The organism is Opitutus sp. (genome assembly GCA_024998815.1).
GTDB lineage: Bacteria > Verrucomicrobiota > Verrucomicrobiia > Opitutales > Opitutaceae > Rariglobus.
Window position 1 is genome coordinate 1,675,449 of the sequence record JACEUQ010000001.1, and the last position, 17,166, is coordinate 1,692,614.

General features: G+C 49.8%; 19 protein-coding genes. 5 read left to right on the forward strand and 14 right to left on the reverse strand.

What is annotated here, in order from left to right; translation table 11 throughout:
* Positions 1-286 precede the first annotated feature (286 nt).
* From H2170_07415 to H2170_07435, 5 genes are all read right to left on the reverse strand, one after another.
* Entirely contained in the window at positions 287-601 is a 315-nt protein-coding gene (locus tag H2170_07415) for a hypothetical protein (protein ID MCS6299918.1), read from the reverse strand.
* A complete protein-coding gene (locus H2170_07420; protein ID MCS6299919.1) occupies positions 601-810 on the reverse strand; it encodes an addiction module protein in 210 nt (69 codons plus the stop codon). The genes H2170_07415 and H2170_07420 overlap by 1 nt, the downstream gene beginning before the upstream one ends.
* A gap of 650 nt (positions 811-1,460) precedes the next feature.
* Positions 1,461-1,874: a DUF3592 domain-containing protein gene (locus H2170_07425; GenBank protein MCS6299920.1), complete on the reverse strand. Its 414-nt coding sequence runs from the start codon at positions 1,872-1,874 to the stop codon at positions 1,461-1,463.
* A gap of 192 nt (positions 1,875-2,066) precedes the next feature.
* The gene (locus tag H2170_07430; protein ID MCS6299921.1) at positions 2,067-2,357 is read right to left on the reverse strand and encodes a hypothetical protein; all 291 of its coding nucleotides are present in this window, start codon (positions 2,355-2,357) and stop codon (positions 2,067-2,069) included.
* Between the two features lie 160 nt (positions 2,358-2,517).
* Entirely contained in the window at positions 2,518-2,766 is a 249-nt protein-coding gene (locus H2170_07435) for a hypothetical protein (GenBank protein MCS6299922.1), read from the reverse strand.
* Between the two features lie 112 nt (positions 2,767-2,878).
* Here H2170_07435 and H2170_07440 point away from each other — a divergent pair, with 112 nt between their 5' ends.
* From H2170_07440 to H2170_07460, 5 genes are all read left to right on the forward strand, one after another.
* A complete protein-coding gene (locus H2170_07440) occupies positions 2,879-4,132 on the forward strand; it encodes a site-specific integrase (protein MCS6299923.1) in 1,254 nt (417 codons plus the stop codon).
* Positions 4,133-4,176: 44 nt separating this feature from the next.
* Complete coding sequence (locus H2170_07445) at positions 4,177-4,413, forward strand: helix-turn-helix domain-containing protein (protein ID MCS6299924.1); 237 nt, start codon at positions 4,177-4,179, stop codon at positions 4,411-4,413.
* Between the two features lie 381 nt (positions 4,414-4,794).
* Positions 4,795-5,994 carry a hypothetical protein gene (locus tag H2170_07450; protein ID MCS6299925.1) on the forward strand — a complete coding sequence of 400 codons (1,200 nt, stop codon included), beginning with the start codon at positions 4,795-4,797 and terminating at the stop codon, positions 5,992-5,994.
* The gene (locus H2170_07455; protein MCS6299926.1) at positions 5,969-7,003 is read left to right on the forward strand and encodes a hypothetical protein; all 1,035 of its coding nucleotides are present in this window, start codon (positions 5,969-5,971) and stop codon (positions 7,001-7,003) included. The genes H2170_07450 and H2170_07455 overlap by 26 nt, the downstream gene beginning before the upstream one ends.
* An 896-nt stretch (positions 7,004-7,899) precedes the next feature.
* Positions 7,900-9,393 carry a hypothetical protein gene (locus tag H2170_07460; protein MCS6299927.1) on the forward strand — a complete coding sequence of 498 codons (1,494 nt, stop codon included), beginning with the start codon at positions 7,900-7,902 and terminating at the stop codon, positions 9,391-9,393.
* Between the two features lie 103 nt (positions 9,394-9,496).
* Here H2170_07460 and H2170_07465 read toward each other — a convergent pair whose 3' ends face one another.
* The 9 genes from H2170_07465 to H2170_07505 all read right to left on the reverse strand — a co-directional run bounded on the left by H2170_07465 (position 9,497) and on the right by H2170_07505 (position 17,104).
* Positions 9,497-10,102: an AccI family restriction endonuclease gene (locus H2170_07465; GenBank protein MCS6299928.1), complete on the reverse strand. Its 606-nt coding sequence runs from the start codon at positions 10,100-10,102 to the stop codon at positions 9,497-9,499.
* A 178-nt stretch (positions 10,103-10,280) separates the two neighbouring features.
* Positions 10,281-10,595: a hypothetical protein gene (locus H2170_07470; protein MCS6299929.1), complete on the reverse strand. Its 315-nt coding sequence runs from the start codon at positions 10,593-10,595 to the stop codon at positions 10,281-10,283.
* Positions 10,596-10,804: 209 nt separating this feature from the next.
* On the reverse strand, positions 10,805-11,302 hold the full coding sequence (locus H2170_07475; GenBank protein ID MCS6299930.1) for a BLUF domain-containing protein: 498 nt from the start codon (positions 11,300-11,302) through the stop codon (positions 10,805-10,807).
* A gap of 1,066 nt (positions 11,303-12,368) precedes the next feature.
* Positions 12,369-12,554 carry an SHOCT domain-containing protein gene (locus H2170_07480; protein MCS6299931.1) on the reverse strand — a complete coding sequence of 62 codons (186 nt, stop codon included), beginning with the start codon at positions 12,552-12,554 and terminating at the stop codon, positions 12,369-12,371.
* A 245-nt stretch (positions 12,555-12,799) separates the two neighbouring features.
* Positions 12,800-13,234 (reverse strand): hypothetical protein, encoded by a 435-nt coding sequence (locus H2170_07485; GenBank protein MCS6299932.1) that lies wholly within the window; start codon positions 13,232-13,234, stop codon positions 12,800-12,802.
* 645 nt (positions 13,235-13,879) lie between these two features.
* Complete coding sequence (locus H2170_07490; protein ID MCS6299933.1) at positions 13,880-14,344, reverse strand: hypothetical protein; 465 nt, start codon at positions 14,342-14,344, stop codon at positions 13,880-13,882.
* A 798-nt stretch (positions 14,345-15,142) separates the two neighbouring features.
* Positions 15,143-15,439, reverse strand: a complete 297-nt coding sequence (locus H2170_07495) for a hypothetical protein (protein MCS6299934.1) — start codon at positions 15,437-15,439, stop codon at positions 15,143-15,145.
* 542 nt (positions 15,440-15,981) lie between these two features.
* The gene (locus H2170_07500; GenBank protein ID MCS6299935.1) at positions 15,982-16,530 is read right to left on the reverse strand and encodes a cysteine hydrolase; all 549 of its coding nucleotides are present in this window, start codon (positions 16,528-16,530) and stop codon (positions 15,982-15,984) included.
* 115 nt (positions 16,531-16,645) lie between these two features.
* Complete coding sequence (locus tag H2170_07505) at positions 16,646-17,104, reverse strand: hypothetical protein (protein ID MCS6299936.1); 459 nt, start codon at positions 17,102-17,104, stop codon at positions 16,646-16,648.
* Between the last annotated feature and the right edge of the window lie 62 nt (positions 17,105-17,166).

Below are 17,166 nucleotides of genomic sequence, written 5' to 3' on the forward strand. Positions count from 1 at the left end.
AACTCCATCCAAGTCGGCCTTCCCTTGTTCGGATTTCGCTTTGCGCTGCGGCTCTTACTACGGGCCAGCTGGAATCTTGCTTGAGCGCCTTCCACTCCACGAGCGATTCAGATGTGCTGCATCCCCAGGTTAGCAACAAGACGAGTGCGAGGAGTGGAGCGTATGCGTGCATGATTTCTTTTGCCGAACGTTTAAGCTCAGCGATGAACGTGCTTGGCGCGGAGCGTGCTGCTCGGAGCACGATCCGTGACAAGCATGTTCATTCGCTGTAGCGCCTGGTTCGGCTTCATATCTTCTTCCGACCTCGTACTAACTTCAAAATTCCCCGAGGTCGTTGCCGCATATCAACCACAGCTACAATCGTAGTCACATCAGGTTCAATAGCGTAAAAAATAGCGAAAAAAGTATTCCGTATAATAACACGACGGAAAAAAACAAATTTCTTTGAAAACATCTCTGGATTCCACTCAATCCAGTGAACTGCTTCGAGAAACTGGCCGTGAAAATAATCAGCACCATCTAAACGCCATGAATAAAATTCCTTGGCCGCACGAAGATCTGATTCAACTACCTCGAGCGCTTCAACAGGTTGCGATTTCATTAACTCGCAAGCCTGCGTGAAAGCTCATCAATAGATATGCGCTTAGTTTTGCCTGACTTGTATGATTTCCACCGGCTGGAAATCATGCGCTTTTGAGCTGCAGGCACAGGCAATGAGTCTCGCATGGCTGCCTGCCAAAGCTCATCAGCAAGCATAAGCTTCTGATTACTTGATAGGTTGCGTAACTCTGGATGGGCTATAAGAGTCATGATGAAAACAATCAGTCAAAGTTTAACGAAGGTCAATTTCCGTTTTGACGAACGCTCAAGCTCAGCGATGGGAGTGGTTGGCGCGGGGCGTGCTGATCGGAGCACGACGCGTGACAACCACGTACATTCGCTGTAGCGCCTGGTTGGGCTCCGTAAGATTGTGTCGCTCGTTTTTCGCCGCGCCATCATAAACTTCAAAATTTACTTTTGCTTCCATACGCGTGGGCGATTTTTTTTGGGGATTTTAGGTCGTTTTTAAATTTTTTGCCGCTTCGCGGCAACTACCTGTCTTAGAAAAAATTTTTTTTGGGCGTAAAATTCACCTTTCGGAAGAAGTCTCGACTTCAAAATAAGATTCCGAAAATCAAAAGACTTCTTGAGATAATCAAAATCACCAACTCGGGCGAAAAACTTAACGAAAACCAAAACTAGACGAATACAATTTTGAAAACTGAAACCAATCGAATACTATTCCGATAATTTTGCCGAACGTTTAAGCTCAGCGATAGACTGCGTTGGCGCGGAGTGTGCTGCTCGGAGCACAATCCGTGACAATGCAGTCTATTCGCTGTAGCGCCTGGTTCGGCTCAGTAAGGATTGGGTTTCTGGTTCCAGAGATATTCATACGCGTTGGTTCGTCTCCGGTTTCATCAATCGAAGAACATCGGTAATGAGAAGACTGCGAAGGCTACCGATAGCATCAAAGCAAAAGTGATTCCAACGAGATGCTTGTATGGATGAAATCCGGAAAATAACTCCGCCATATCGGGGCTCTCCGGCAAATAGATCACCGTGACCTTCTCTGGATGAATAAACTGATCTGTCTTCTTTGAAATGAGCGAACGAAACTGACGAATAGAGCCATCGGAATCACGAAAACGAACGACCGGGTAAGATGCGCGATACCTGACGCCATGAAGCTCCTCCCCGATGATCTCGCCGTCAGTGCGCACACCGGCACGCAAGAAGCGCAACACCCTACGCGCCTCAATCACCGTCATCGCAGTGAAAGCTATTGGTGCCAAGATTAGCGCAAGAGCGCCTATTGTTAGTGCCGCGTTCATTTTTGCCGAACGTTAAAGCTCAGCGATGAACTGGGTTGGCGCGGAGTGTGCTGCTCGGAGCACAATCCGTGACAAGCGTGTTCATTCGCTGTAGCGCCTGGTTCGGCTTCATACAGATTGGGTTTCTGACTCCAGCGACGTTCGTCTTAATGGCATAATCATTAAAACCTCAAATCAAGTTCATAATAATCTCTAGTTTCCATTGGGCATAAACCTAAAAATAATTCCGCGTACAACATCAGGTCGGCTGAGATACGATTTCTTAAGCTCAAATTCAGACAATAATTCAACAATGAACTTATCATAGTCAGCCCGAGAAACCTCTACTCTAACACCTTCCCCAATAACACTAAAACCTTCACATAACTCAAGACCAACTTCAGTAAGACCCAAGTCCGTCTCAAAGTTATTCACAATATAATCCTGCTCAGTAACTGTGAAACAAAGTTCCATCTTCATTTGATCGTCATTATTTTTCGGCATGGTAAGTTATAATCGTTTAGGCGCAGAGAATTTCATATTATTTTTGCCGAACGTTTAAGCTCAGCGATAGACGCGCTTGGCGCGGTTCATGCGGCTCGGAGCATGATCCGTGACAAGCGTGGCTATTCGCTGTAGCGTCTGGTTAGGCTCATTTACTTTTTTATTCCGATGACAAATAACGAACCGAGTATTTCAGATTTTGCTTCGTGCAAGAATATACAATATGCGCGAGAGAACTTGTATCACCATCTCGATCAAGCAGCCATACATTTTCAGACAGCTTTTGTCCTTTTAAGGCTTGGTCTTTTATTTGGAATATTGCTGATGCAAAGGCAAGTCGCGCTTGTTCTTCTGCGTGAGAATCGCCCGCTGGTAAATCTACGGAAACGAGTATATAGTTTTTTTTCATGGTTTGGTTTTCTGCCTAACGTTTAAGGCTAGGAACACTCCTCGCCAGACCAATAACTTACGAAGCGCCGCTCAGTTGCATGACAAAGGGTTGACAACACGCCCCCACCACCATGTCCAACGCCACCACAGTCAGTAACGGCCAGCAGGAAATCAAGATATACACGGTTCAAAACCGCGGCCACGTCGTTTATCAACTCAGCTATTATCAAGCCGGCATCCGTCAGCGCCGGACCTTTGCCGACCTGTCCGATGCCAAACGCGAGGCCAAGGTCATTCTTGGCCAACTCGCCGTAACCACCGGTCAAACCGAGCGCCTGTCGTTCTCCGATATGGAGAGCTATACAATAGCCCGCCAAAAGCTCGCCCCCACCGGCGTGCCCCTTCACGTCGCCGCCGAACTGTTTGCCGAAGTCCACACCACCCTCGCCGGTCGCAGCCTGATAGACGCCGTCCGCTTTTTTGCCGACGCTCACCCCACCCGCCACGCGCAAACACTCCTCCCTGATTTGATAAAACCCTTTGCCGATACGAGAATAGCGATGGGCACTCATGCGGATTACGTGGCCGACATCAAGCGCCAGCTCGGTCGCCTTGTCCAAGCCTTTCCAGCAAAAAGCGCACCCGACCTAAGCGCAATCGAACTTGATAAATGGATGGGCGCCCTCAAGTCCCACGCGATTACTAAAAACAACGTCCGCAAAATTTTAATTACCTTTGGCAATTGGTGTAAACTACACGGCTACCTCCCCAACAACCGCCCCACCGCCTTTGACGGCATGATTACATACAAAGTCCCGCCCACCAAGATCGGCATCTATACACCCGCCGAATTGAGTTTGATGCTCCACACCGTCGCCGACGCCAAGCCCGACCTCCTGCCTTGGGTGGTCTGCGCGGCCTTCACCGGTGCCCGTGTTTCCGAACTGGCCAAACTCGAATGGCAACACCTCAACTTCGAACGCTCTTTTATAGAAGTCGCCTCCCTCAAGGTCCGTACCAAGGCCCGCCGCCTGGTCCCCATGTGTGACGCCATGAAAGCCTGGCTCCTACCCCACCGCCAAAAATCAGGCCCGATCAACCTCTACGTCGCCCCCCACGCCGCCCTCGCCCGCGTGCTCGCCCAAAACACCCAGCCGCCCCTCGCCCTGTGCGACAACGGCTTTCGCCACAGCTATATTTCCTACCGCATCGCCGCTATCCATGACACCGCCCGCGTCGCCCTGGAAGCGGGCAACTCCGCCGACGTGATTTTCCAACATTACCGCGAGCTCGTTTCCTCCGAAGACGCCACCGCTTGGTTCGGCACGGTGCCGATCTCTGCCGCCGCCCTATCCAACGTAGTTCCGCTCGCTGCCGCCGCTTGACCACCCGTGCACCTGCTTGCGGTGGGTTGACGCCCGCCGCAGGCATGGACTCTCCACTCGCTCCCGCCTCCGCTTCACCGGCCTCCGTTGCACCGACCGCCGCCCTCTGGACCATCCCCGAGGTGGCCCGCTTCCTCAACTGCTCGCCCCGCCACGTGAATAACCTCATCCGTGGCGGCCTTCCCTGCACCTACATCGGCCGCCTTGTCCGCTTCTGCCCCGACCGCGTCCGCGAGTTTGTGAACGAAAAGACCCGCATCCGCGCCCGAGTTCGCGCCTGAGTTGCATTCCGTCGCATTCCGTCGATTCCCTGCGCAGGGAGTCGAGTGCTGGAGCTTTGTCGGAGCAATTTGGGCCCTCGGATAGTATCCAAATCCCGACCTCGGTTCCCGTAAAACCTAAGTTAATCGCTAATTAACTAAACAACTTAAGTGCCTATTATTAAAAATTTTAAAAAAACGTAATCCATTGATTCAAGCCAACAAGGGTTCACACCCCACAACCGCTTGGGGCTTGTATGGGCTAACGGCAACGCGGGTTTAAGGGTTTTCCCTCCTTCTCGCGGTGTGGCGCGTCCCTTTCTCCGGCCGTGCGCTTTTCCGCGCCGGTCAACGGTGACCGTTTTTCACCTCCGCCCGTCCACCTGTGTTTGTTGCCTCTCCATGTCTGATCCTCGTTCCATCCGGTTTACTCGCCCCGATTTACTGCGCTCCATCGCACCCGAACTGCTTGGCGAACTCCTCGAACGCTTCCCCGCGTTCCTGATCGCCGCCGGACTGGATCTCGACGCCCTCGGCACCAACGAGAACCGTTTCGCCGCCTGTGGCCCGCTGCTTGCCGAATTGCTCAACAACGACCCTACCACCCCAACTGCGTTGGTCGAAGCGTTGTTCACCGTGTCGGTGCTCGCCGAACCCGATCCGACCGAGGAGCTGTGGCACACACTCACCCAATCCGGCATCCCGATCCCGCCCGACGCCTCCCTCGCCGACCTCGCGCTAACCCTTTGGCTGCGCGCACCGGACAAAGCCCGCCAACTCTACATTGAGCGCGTGCACCTTCGCACCCGTTCCTTTGCCACCCACGCCGCCCGTACCTTTCGCAAGACCAGTCCCATGCGCCCAGCTAACGACTCGGTGCTCAACCAGCTTCGCCAGTCCATCGAAGTGTTCTTTCTCAAAAACCACCGTCCCTCCGGTTGCCTGGTCTTCGCCCACCAGCGCGGAAAAGAACACTGGTTTATCATCCGCCGAGGCGACGGATTTAAGCGCATCGCCACACTCTCCGCCGACGGCCGCGGCGAATCAGCTGGGTTCTACGCCGAGGCCTTCGACGTGATCGTCGTCGATCCTGACAACGAACACCTCCACATCCACGCCGAGGGAGTCCGCGCCACACGCATGTACAGCGCTCTTTTTGGTTTCGTCATTTATGGCCGTGAAACTCACTTTGAGGACTGCACCCGTTTCACGCTCGATCCGCTCCGCAACCTCGGCCGCGCTTCGCTCGTCTGCACCGACGTTCCTGGTATCCACTCGGTTCACTTGATCGAACTCCACTACGAAGCCGGCCTGGCCGTTGTACGCAAAAAAAGTACCAAGGCACCCGACGTGTTCGCCGCGCTCGATGAAGATCACATCGAACTCAACACCGAGCTACGGCTGCTGCGCGCGGTCCTGCTGTTTCACTTCAAAAACGACCCCAAGCCCCGTCGGGTGACCATAAAACCCCACAACCAAACCAGCTACGAACACGATGAAGACAGCCGCGTGGTCAGCGAATGGCTGACCCTGCGCGAATTCGCCAAAACCGAACTCCCGCCCAAGGAGGTTCAAGATGTCGCCCATCTGGAGATCGCTTGAAATCGTCGGCACGGAAGCCCTGACGCTTCCCCATTGGCAAAAAGGACTCGGTGAGGAGGAGCTAGCCTTACTCCGGCCCTACCTCACCCCGCGCGCTGAACGGGCTACCACCATCCCCTGTGAGCGAACGTTTCGCGGTTGTGGTTGCCGTTACCGCATCGTCGAACACGACGACGATACCATCGTCGGCATTTGTGATGAGGGCCACTGTGAACGACGCGCCTTCACCGCCGACGAGATCGTCCTCTACGGCCTTAACGACCTAAAACTCGCCGCAGCCCTCGCCTCCGCGCTAGGGCTGCAACCGCTCACCTCAGCCGCCGACACGGTCCCCGCCAAAGTACTTCCCATCGCCACCCTGAGCGGAGAGGACGGCCGCACCACCCAAGTGCTGCTTGTCCGCACCCGCGACCCCGAGGCGGCCGTTGATAAACTCACGCGCCACCTCACCACCAAACCCATTCTCCTTTTTCCGACAGCCACCAACCTCACACCTTCGGTCGTGGCGCGCCTACACCACCAAGGCTGGCCCTACCGCGTTCTCGAAAACCTTCTCTTCTTCCGCCCGACCGGAATCATGGCAACGCCCGACGCCGCCGAAGCCATCGCGGAAATGGCTGAATCCCTGATTGGGAAAAAAACCTGCACTGCGTTGACCGTGCCGGAGGGTACGCGCTGGGGCGAAGTCGCCCTTACTTTCAATGGCAACGACAGCCACGTCGCCACCGTGCAGGTACGGGGAGTACGGCAGCGTATCACCGCCCACGACCTCGGTTTATTGGACACCCGTACCCAGCGCCCGGATCAACAATGGGGATTACTCCAAAAACTGGCCGAATGCGGTGGGCATTTCGGCTGGATCGACGCCAAAAAACACGACGCCACCAAAAAGACCAAGGGCCGCCTCAGCCAGGCCCTCCGCCGTGCTTTCGGTATCAAAACCGAGCCCATCGAATGGCGGAAAGAGGACAATGCGTGGGTGACCGAGTTTAATATTTCGCAGAAATAGCAGCGGCGCGCGGCGTGTCGCTTGGATCTTCGGGGTCTTGCGAATACAAAAAACCAAAAAACACGGCCAGTACACAGATAAATATCGCAAGTGGCGCTTTAACCACCTTTCCCAAATTGTAGTCAAACTGGCTAAGTTACGCTCCACCGGGTTTGCGGTAACGAAACTGGCTCAATCGGCGGTCGCCTTGATTGCCGTTGGCGGCGTTACCGGCAATGTCATTTATACTGGTTTTACGCATTTTGTATCCAGGTAACGCCCCGACCCCATTTTAATGGCCTATCTGAATCTAGGCTCGTCCGTCTGTCAGGAATCGTATCTTACATTAAATATCAGCAGGACAGGAATATAAACAACGATGAGGCATATTACATGAAACCACCAAGGGGTGTTATTAAGAAGGCCGCTAAGCCAAGTGAGTATAATATATACGCACGCGGGAACTAAGAACACAGAAACAATATACCCGACCAACGCAGCCGTTTTATCGGCCGAATATCGGAGATGGAGCCAAGCCAATCCCGCACACAGGACTGCAAGTCCTAACGTTTTGATGTAATTATTCATTTCTAAGCCCCCAGTCCAAACCAGGAGGATCCCAATTCCCGCACACAGGACTGCAAGTCCTAACGTTTTGATGTAATTATTCATTTCTAAGCCCCCAGTCCAAACCAGGAGGATCCCAATCTTTGGGCACAGATCCTCCTGCACCCTCTAAGATGTCGCTTGTTGTAGTATGGCAATTCCCAGACTTTTTTCCGCCGTCACCTCCCCTTAGTTTAGAGCCTGTCCCGAAAGCATAAAAACTTAGCAGTGAACTATTAGCATAAGTTTAATGATGCCTAAAGAGGGGTAATTCCCTGGTTTTGGTCAAAAAAAAGCCGCTATAATCGGCCATGAAGTCAAAACCCGTATCCGCCACCTCGGCCATTGCCCTGCAACGCTGGTTGCGTCCGGCGCTAACGCCAGTCGGTGCCAATAAAGATTACGCCGAGTTTCGCCAGCAATTGGAAGGACTCGACGCGTTGTTGCGTGGCAGCCACTTGGAGACGATGGCGATGGACTTTGCCAAGGCGGGGGCAGGCCAAGCCAGTGTCGCACAACTACGCCAGCGTATGGAGTTTGCGCTCAAAGCGTTACGCTTTGAAGTGTTGCGGGTGCATTTGGGCAACATATCCTTTCGCGAGCTTTCCCGTAGCATTGCCTCAAGTGATTTACTGGCGGATTTTTGCGGTGTTCGCACGCTTGAGGGAATCAAGGGGGCGTCCAAAAGTGTGCTGGAGCGGGCCTCGAAGTTTTTCACCGCCGAACAGGTGCGCTGGATGGGGCAAGTGTTGGTGGAGATGTGCGGCGAGAAGGATCGCGCCACTGAACTCGGGTTGAGCGCGCCGCTGGACATGGATGTTTGCCTCATCGACGGCACGTGCTTGGAGACCAACATCCACTTCCCGGTGGACTGGGTGCTGTTGCGTGATGTGTCCAAGACTTTGCTCAAGGCCATGATTTTAATCCGCCGCGCTGGACTGCTCCACCGTATGCCTGAAGAGCCGGAGTGCTTTGCCAAGCAGATGAACAAGTTGTGCATGTCAATGACCCACGCAGGCCGCCGCAACGACGCCAAGCGCGCGCGTAAACAGATCCTGCGCAAGATGAAGACGCTGTTACGCACGATCGGAGAACATGCCCGCCGCCACCGCGACCTGTTGGCGCAGAAGTATAGCCAAACCCATTACAGCCAACGCCAAACCAAGCGGATAACCACCCGCATCGACGCTATGCTCGGCCAACTGCCCGCCGTCATCAAGCAGGCCCACGAGCGCATCATCGGCGGACGCCCGGTGCCCAACGACCAAAAGATCCTCAGCGTGCATGAACTTGATGTGAACGTACTGGTTCGCGGCAAAGCAGGGAGCCAAGTCGAGTTTGGCAACTCGTTGCTGTTGAGCGAGGCGCTCTCCGGTTTAATCACCGACTGGCAACTCTACCAGGGCGCGGCTCCGGCAGAATGGTGCCAACTCGAGGAAAGCCTGGCGCGGCAGAACCGCTTTGACCTGAGTGCGCCGATTAGCGCGGTCGGCACCGACCGCGGCTTCGCCACCAAAAAAACTTCCGCAATGCTCAAGCAACAAGACGTTTACGATGCGGTATGCCCGCGTGATCCGCACGCGCTCAAGGAGCGTTTGAGCGAAAAACGCTTCGCCCAATTGCAGCGGCGCCGTTCGGCGACCGAAGCGCGCATTGCGATCCTCAAACAACGCCTCGGCGGACGCTTGCGCTGTAAAGGGTTTGCCAACCGCTACCGTTCGGTGGGTTGGAGTGTACTCGGTCACAACCTCTGGCTGGTGTCACGAATCCTTGCCGAGGAAATAACACTTCCGCTGGCCGCTTAATTCAATTTTCCGGCAAAAATGTGAATAACCCTGGGGCTCGCCCCGGCTTTGCCGTACCTTACTACCGCGCTTGGGGGCGGGAAAAATCGATTCGGGCCGCCGTTTAACGTCGCTGGGGTGATTCGTGCCACCTCGTTCGCCCGCAATCCCAATGGACCTCTGCGCACTTTTTAAAAATCCGGAAATTTGGGACAGGCTCTATATATGGTTCCTGAATTATTATCGCCTTAATGCGCGCACATTCCTCAGCAGCATTCTTGCTGCGATTATCCATGTATGTAGAGTATTTATTAGCCAAAAAACTACTCGACCTAACTTCTATTGCGGCGACCGCCTTTTTCACTACATCATCATCATCAAGATCAGATGGATTCAACGCATCAAAATCACTTCGCTTAAATATTAATAAATCCGGCTTTTTCCCTATATTATTTAATTCATCCTTATACGCCTGAAAAAAATCAGAAAAACCTTCGTCGCCAGCAGCAAGAGTATCATCTCTGCCATATTTGACTGCAACATAATCAGCAGAGTTTTCATTAATTGCACCAAAAACAACTCGCTCTGCCCAATCACCCTGTTCCTTATTGGTCAGAAATTCAGAACTAGCCGTGGAAGGAGTTCGCCCCTCAATGCGTGTTTCAGTGTCGATCCCAAAGGGACCTGACGTAATAAGACGTAGGATTTCTTGTTGATATGATTCCGACATAAAGTTTTATTTTTGCCCAACGTTTAAGCTCAGCGACGAACGTGCTTGGCGCGGAGTGTGCTGCTCGGAGCACAATCCGTGACAAGCATGTTCGTTCGCTGTAGCGCTTGGTTCGGCTCAGTACTGTTTGGGTTTCTGGCTCCAGCGATATTCATACGCAAAAATTTATAAATTGAGCTTATGGCTTCATTATTTTAGTAAGATCTATAAAACGATCCGCACCAAATAATTCGCAGTAGGGTAATTTCGACAACTCAAATCGCAATCGTCCTCGGTCAACAGGAACATGCGTCTTTGCCTCTAAACATAAATGGGCCAGAAGTGTTGAACCAACTAATCTGATAACATCTACCTCCTGAATTCCCTGCGCCAATAACCGAGAATAATGGATTCCGATTTCAGGCAAGGCGGGATCTAAGCGACTTTTGGCAACAATGCTGGCGATAAATGCATTAAACTGCTGCAAATCGTCTTTCTTTAATTTTTTACTCACAAAAAATTGGGGGGTTAAGTTTCAATATTACTAACGATTACAATGTGTTTTTAGTCATTCTTGCCGAACGTTTAAGCTCAGCGATGAACGTGCTTGGCGCGGAGTATGCTGCTCGGAGCATAATCCGTGACAAGCATGTTCATTCGCTGTAGCGCTTGGTTCGGCTCAATCGTTTTAATTTCCGTTAAACCTCAAATTCACATTTAGCATCAATCAGACATTTTGGCATACAACTTAAAAGAAGTAACCAATCGCCCAATCCTTGAACGAGAAATACTAGATAAATCAAAATCAGGACTTAAGACATCGTTAAATCCCTCCATTTCTATACTTGTCAATGTACTAGTATCACGGAAAGCCATAGTCCAATCAGCGAAATCGCGTTCCTGAATCACCTTTTTAGAGATAAGTCGCAATAAAGAATGACGCGGATCCAGCTTTATACCGCCATACAACTTTTCGACAAGCACTTCCTCGCCCTCCAAAACTTGCATAAACCTTCCGCCACCATAAAAAAGAACCCCAGTTAATCCTTCGGCACAATTACGACGGCGCGCAACAGCAAGTATATTGCGAATATCCACCGAAGAAACCGAACTAGACGCGTTACTAAAATATATTAGTTGTATCATGATTGTTTTTATTTCTGCCGAACGTTTAAGCTCAGCGATGAACGTGCTTGGCGCGGAGCATGCTGCTCGGAGCACGATCCGTGACAAGCATGTTCATTCGCTGTAGCGCCTGGTTCGGCTCGGTAAGGTTTGGGCTTCTGGCTCCAGCGATTTTCATACGCAATAAAATCTAAAAATCGCCCAAAAACCATTCAATCTTGGAACACTGCTTACAAACCAAAGCAGTCGCATCGTCAGCCCAAAAACCATGATTAAACGTAGTGGAAAGCTTGTATGGCCGAGGATCAAATTTTACGCACTCGCAATGTGAACACTTCACCAACTTACCAGCCCTTGTAAATTCCTCTTTTTCAGGAGGCACGGGAATCATCAGGCCATCATTCTTAATTGACGCAGCAGCAGCCGATAATCCACGTGCGATAGACTTTAATTTTGGCATAGTGGGTTTTAATTTTGCCGAACGTTTAAGCTCAGCGATGAACTGCGTTGGCGCGGAGTGTGCTGCTCGGAGCACAATCCGTGACAATGCAGTTCATTCGCTGTAGCGCCTGGTTCGGCTCCGTAAAGATTGGGTTTCTGGCTCCAGAGATATTCATTCGCAAATTTTTGAGTGCCGTAGATCAAACATCATTTCGCGTATCTTCCGGTCTTACGAATATCAGGAATTATATGCCGGAATAAATAAACGATCTTAAACCAGCCGGAAGTCTCTAAAGCCAAAAGAACGCCCCAAAGGGTGCTTTGCCCTCCGATGTAACGTTCTTTCCAATGTAAAAACGTAAGAACATATGAAAACAATAAAACCGGAACCAATGCAATACCACCCAGAACCATGAGGGGCGTAATTTTGAATATCGCACCAAGCCCGAGTAGTAGAAGTCCAACGCAACCTACGTAGCCAAGTTTTTTTAGCCACGCAAATTTACCAGTAAAGTCACTATTTGTCATTTTGATATTTTTGCCGAACGTTCAAGCTCAGCGATGAACGTGCTTGGCGCGGAGTATGCTGCTCGGAGCATAATCCGTGACAAGCACGTTCATTCGCTGTAGCGCCTGGTTCGGCTCAGTAAGATTGGTTCTGGCTCCAGCGATATTAATACGCTTGGTTTCGGCGTTTGAGGATCTGTGTTGAATCGTAGAATTACTTTAAAATAATAGACTTCTTGGCATCAAATTCTGCTTGGCTAATAACGCCTTTATCGCGCAGTTCACTAAGCGTCTTTAGTTCTTCATAACGGTTCGACGACTGAGAGCGTAAAGCGAGAACCTTGTAAACAGTGTAACAAATAATGCCAACTATCCAGACAAGCCATATGTAATCGTTCATTGGTGCGAGGTTTTTGATTATTAATTATTAAACAAGAAATTGGTATATACGGCAAATAAAACTTAAAAAAACTATTCCGATTAATTTTGCCGAACGTCTAAGCTCAGCGATAAACGTGCTTGGCGCGGAGTATGCTGCTCGGAGCATAATCCGTGACAAGCATGTTTATTCGCTGTAGCGCTTTGTTCGGCTCAGTACGGATTGAGTTTCTGGCTCCAGAGATATTCATACGCCAATGGTTCAGCTCATTCTTCATTTTGAGAACCTCGATAAAATCCAGTGATAACTCGCTCTCTTTCTACCGTTGGTTTCATATAAATGACACTTGCAACCACCTGTGTAAAATGGGCAACAACAAATGTATTATTTCCGCTAGTATCCATCCCCTTAAATAATAAAGTGTGCGGCTCTTTCAGAAAAATACTATGAACATAAATACCAAAAGCGTGAACGATAACGTCGTGATCCTTAGGAGCACTCGACTTAAGATCATTGATTGCTTCGCTAAGAGCTGTGAACGTGGATTCAGCGTGACTGGTGATCTTGGGGATTACGAATTCTGGAAGAGTCGTATGCTCGGCAAGATGATTCATCCAAGGGCTACTGAGCCCCAAGTTAAAATTTTTTGCGGTGCTAGCCAATTTTGCCAGCGAGGCACTGAGTTCAGGTGATATTTCCATTTTTTAATTTTGCCGAACGTTTAAGCTCAGCGACGAACGTGCTTGGCGCGGAGCGTGCTGCTCGGAGCACGATCCGTGACAAGCATGTTCGTTCGCTGTAGCGCCTGGTTCGGCTCCGTAAGATTGGTTCTGGTTCCAGAGACTTTCATGCGCCTTCGTTTGTTTGGTCTTTTAAAAATTGAAAATGATCAATTTGCGAGTCCGATTTCAACCATTCGAAGTCTTTCGGCTTTCGCTTAACGGTGCCTTATTTCCGAATTCGCAAACCTGAATCATTATTTCGCGAATCCGAATTCCGAAATCCGATTCCGCGTGAACCTTCCGATTCTGAATCGGCGTCCTCGCCGCCGTCTCGATGCTCATACGCATATTCAGAGTTAGTAAATAAACGCAGTTTTTAGCGATTCGCATTACTAATTCCGAAATGGTCTTAATTCTGCCGAACGTTAAAGCTCAGCGATGAACGTGCTTGGCGCGGAGTGTGCTGCTCGGAGCACGATCCGTGACAAGCACGTTCATTCGCTGTAGCGCCTGGTTCGGCTCTGTGGTTTCGATTTCGGAGTCATCCGCAAAAACGAAAAGGGCCAGCCATTCCAATCATAACACGCTTGAAACTCTGGCCCTAAGCGGGATCTAGTTACAATATTACGAATCAAGAACCGCTCCGCTTGGTATAGAAAATAGCAATATTGGGGGGACAAATTGAACACTACGCACAGGGAACCGATATTGATTCATAATCTCCCCCGTTATAACCCAGCGCTTGCAACCGGCATCAATAAGATAGACTGGACTCGTGCCAAAACCGCAAGCTAGAATCGCGCCATCTGAGATTGGTAAGGCTTCGGGTATCTTATCTATGTCAATATCTCTTATGATATCAGCCGTACTCTTACCGAATAGATTTTCGTATGTGCCCATTGATGGAATGAGGCGGCGATAACCATTATCTATCAACCAAACTTTTGGGTTGTCGTCACCAGGAAGCTTAACGCGTTTACCATTAAGGTCTGGTCTCGGTTTTTGGACAAATAGCTCAGGAGGAGACTTCCGATTCGAGGAAATTCCTTCCGTTGTTTTAGATGCATTTGGATTAGACGTTTTTTTCATATTAATTTAGTATTATTGCGGGGAAATTATATTACAAAATGCGCCGATAGATTTTTTCTTTCTTTGCCGAACGTTTAAGCTCAGCGATGAACGTGCTTGGTGCTAATAATTAGAATGCAAGCGGCCTCGGGCACCAGTCAATAACCAGTCGATATTGTTACGTTACGGAAACAAATGCAAATCCGTCTATTTTGCCGAACGTTAAAGCTCAGCGATGAACGTGCTTGGCGCGGAGTATGCTGCTCGGAGCATAATCCGTGACAAGCATGTTCATTCGCTGTAGCGCTTGGTTCGGCTCCGTAACTTTGTGTCGCTAGTTTTTCGCCGCGCCACCATAAACTTCAAAATTTACTTTTACTTCCATACGCGTGGGCGATTTTTTTTAGGGATTTTAGGTCGTTATTTTAATTTTTTGCCGCTTCGCGGCAACTACCTGTCTTAGAAAAAATTTTTTTGGCGTAAAATTCGCATTTCAGAAGAAGTCTCGACTTCAAAAAACGATTCAAAAACAAACGACTACTATAGATAAGCAAAAACACGAGCTCGGGCGATAAACTTTACGAAAACTGAAACTAGGCGAAAACAATTCTTAAAAACTGAAACCAAGAGAATACTATTCCGAATAAATCTGCCGAACGTTTAAGCTCAGCGATGAACGCGCTTGGCGCGGAGCGTGCTGCTCGGAGCACGATCCGTGACAAGCGTGGTCATTCGCTGTAGCGCCTGGTTCGGCTCAGTACGGTTTGGGTTTCTGGCTCCAGAGATATTCATACGCCTTGGTTCGGCTGCGCAATCGTTTTAAGGCTTTTGAGTTTGCTGGTCAGCTTTGGTTCTTTCTTCAGCACGCCTGACAGCTTCTCTGGCTCTTTCATGAACGCTGCCTTCATTTCTGTAATCAAAATAAGCTGCAGAAAAACCCGCGAGCACTAAGAAAACTGAAATTAAACGCTTAATTCTGCTAGTAAGAATAACTGCGACAATAGCGAAGATACCCGCTAAGGCCGTTATAATTGGGCAGGAGCACAGCAAAACCGAGCTGAGCAAAATGAGCAGTATAGATACTGTCATAGCTGCGGTGCCGTATTTGTTTTTCATAATTTTTGCCGAACGTCCAAGCTCAGAGAGGACCATACTTGGCGCGAAGCGTGCTGCTCGGAGCACGATCCGTGACAAGTATGGTCGTTCTCTGAAGCGCCTGGTTAGGCTCAGTTTTTATATTAAGGGACAACGCGAATCGTGTATGTGGTCGGAACGCCTCCGGACGAAACCGTCCCCATGAACGCATTCATGTGGATAGTGTTTTTTTCTACTATAATATTCCCTTTACCATCTGAGGATATATTGGTAACATAAGGTCCTGCTGTAGTGCAGCCGCCAAGAAGTAGTGCCGCAAAGGCAATGAGTGATAGAGCGCTGATGGTTCTTTTTTGAGGTTTCATAGTTTTTGGTTACTGGCTATATTAGATCCCTCTCAATTTGACGATGGTCTTTCCAGGCTTGGGACTGGCATGTCGCGGCACAGCTTTGACATGGCTTGATTGCCTAACGTTTAAGCTCAGCGACGAACGTGCTTGGCGCGAAGCGTGCTGCTTGGAGCACGATTCGTGACAAGCATGTTCGTTCGCTGTAGCGCCTGGTTAGGCTCCGTGGTTTTCAATTATATCTACAGTATTATTTATGGTTGCGAATTCACCATTCAATGCCGCTAGCGAATAAAAGTGCATATCTTCAGCTGAAACATTACTTTTATCGTGGGCAATCCATTCATAAGCTGCCGTCGCATCAGAAATTACTATTACCTCAAAACCTAAATTTGCCCCCATTCGGGCCGAGGTAGAAATACAATGCGGCGTCGTAAGACCTGCTAACACGAGCTTATCCACACCAAGTAACTTCAATTTTTCATAAAGAGAAGTCCCAATAAAAGCACTGTTCACAGTCTTTCCAATAACCTCTTCGCCGACGATTGGCTGGACTATATCCTTGATTTCATTACCAGCACGATCAGGACGCAAAGGGGATTCAGCCTCTGTTGAATCATGTCGTATGTGAAATACCGGCAAGCGTCGCTCCCTGAAATGGAATAATAGCTTTTGTGCATTTTTTTCTGCATCGGGATTATTACGCACGCCCCATTTTGGGTGATCAAACCCCTTTTGAATATCGATTAATAGCAAGGCCTTCATATTTTTGCCTAATGTTTAAGCTCAGCGATGAACGCGCTTGGCGCGGAGCGTGCTGCTCGGAGCACGATCCGTGACAAGCGTGTTCATTCGCTGTAGCGCCTTGTTAGGCTCATTTCTACTTTTTATCATTTGAAGTATTTGTAACCGTGATGCCGAACTTACTTAAGGCCAAAACAAGCTCCTCTGCTAGTTTGGAGTCATACTCTGTATCGATCCATTTTTTACTCTTGAACAACCCAAAAACTCTAACCTCCCGTTTTTCTCTTTTGGATATGCTAAGCATCCAGTCGCCCAAATTTGATCCTAAAGCGTGCTCGGCGTCATCAGGATAGGCGTAGACACAAATCTCATGACAGACTAACCGCCTTGGATCGTCGATATCAGGGCACTCACCAGAAAGGACAGCCCAACCCCAATCTTCCTCTAGATAATCTAGTTCCCAACCGGGCAGTTCTTGCACTATCCATTTGGCCATATCTTCACCATACATCGGGTTGCCGGCATTGCAACCTGGCGGGAGTTGACCCGTAAGCCGAAATTTGTCGGTGCGAAATTTCAAATCAAGTTTAGTCATAGATTATGATTTATTGCCTAACGTTTAAGCTCAGCGATGAGCGTGCTTGGCGCGGAGTATGC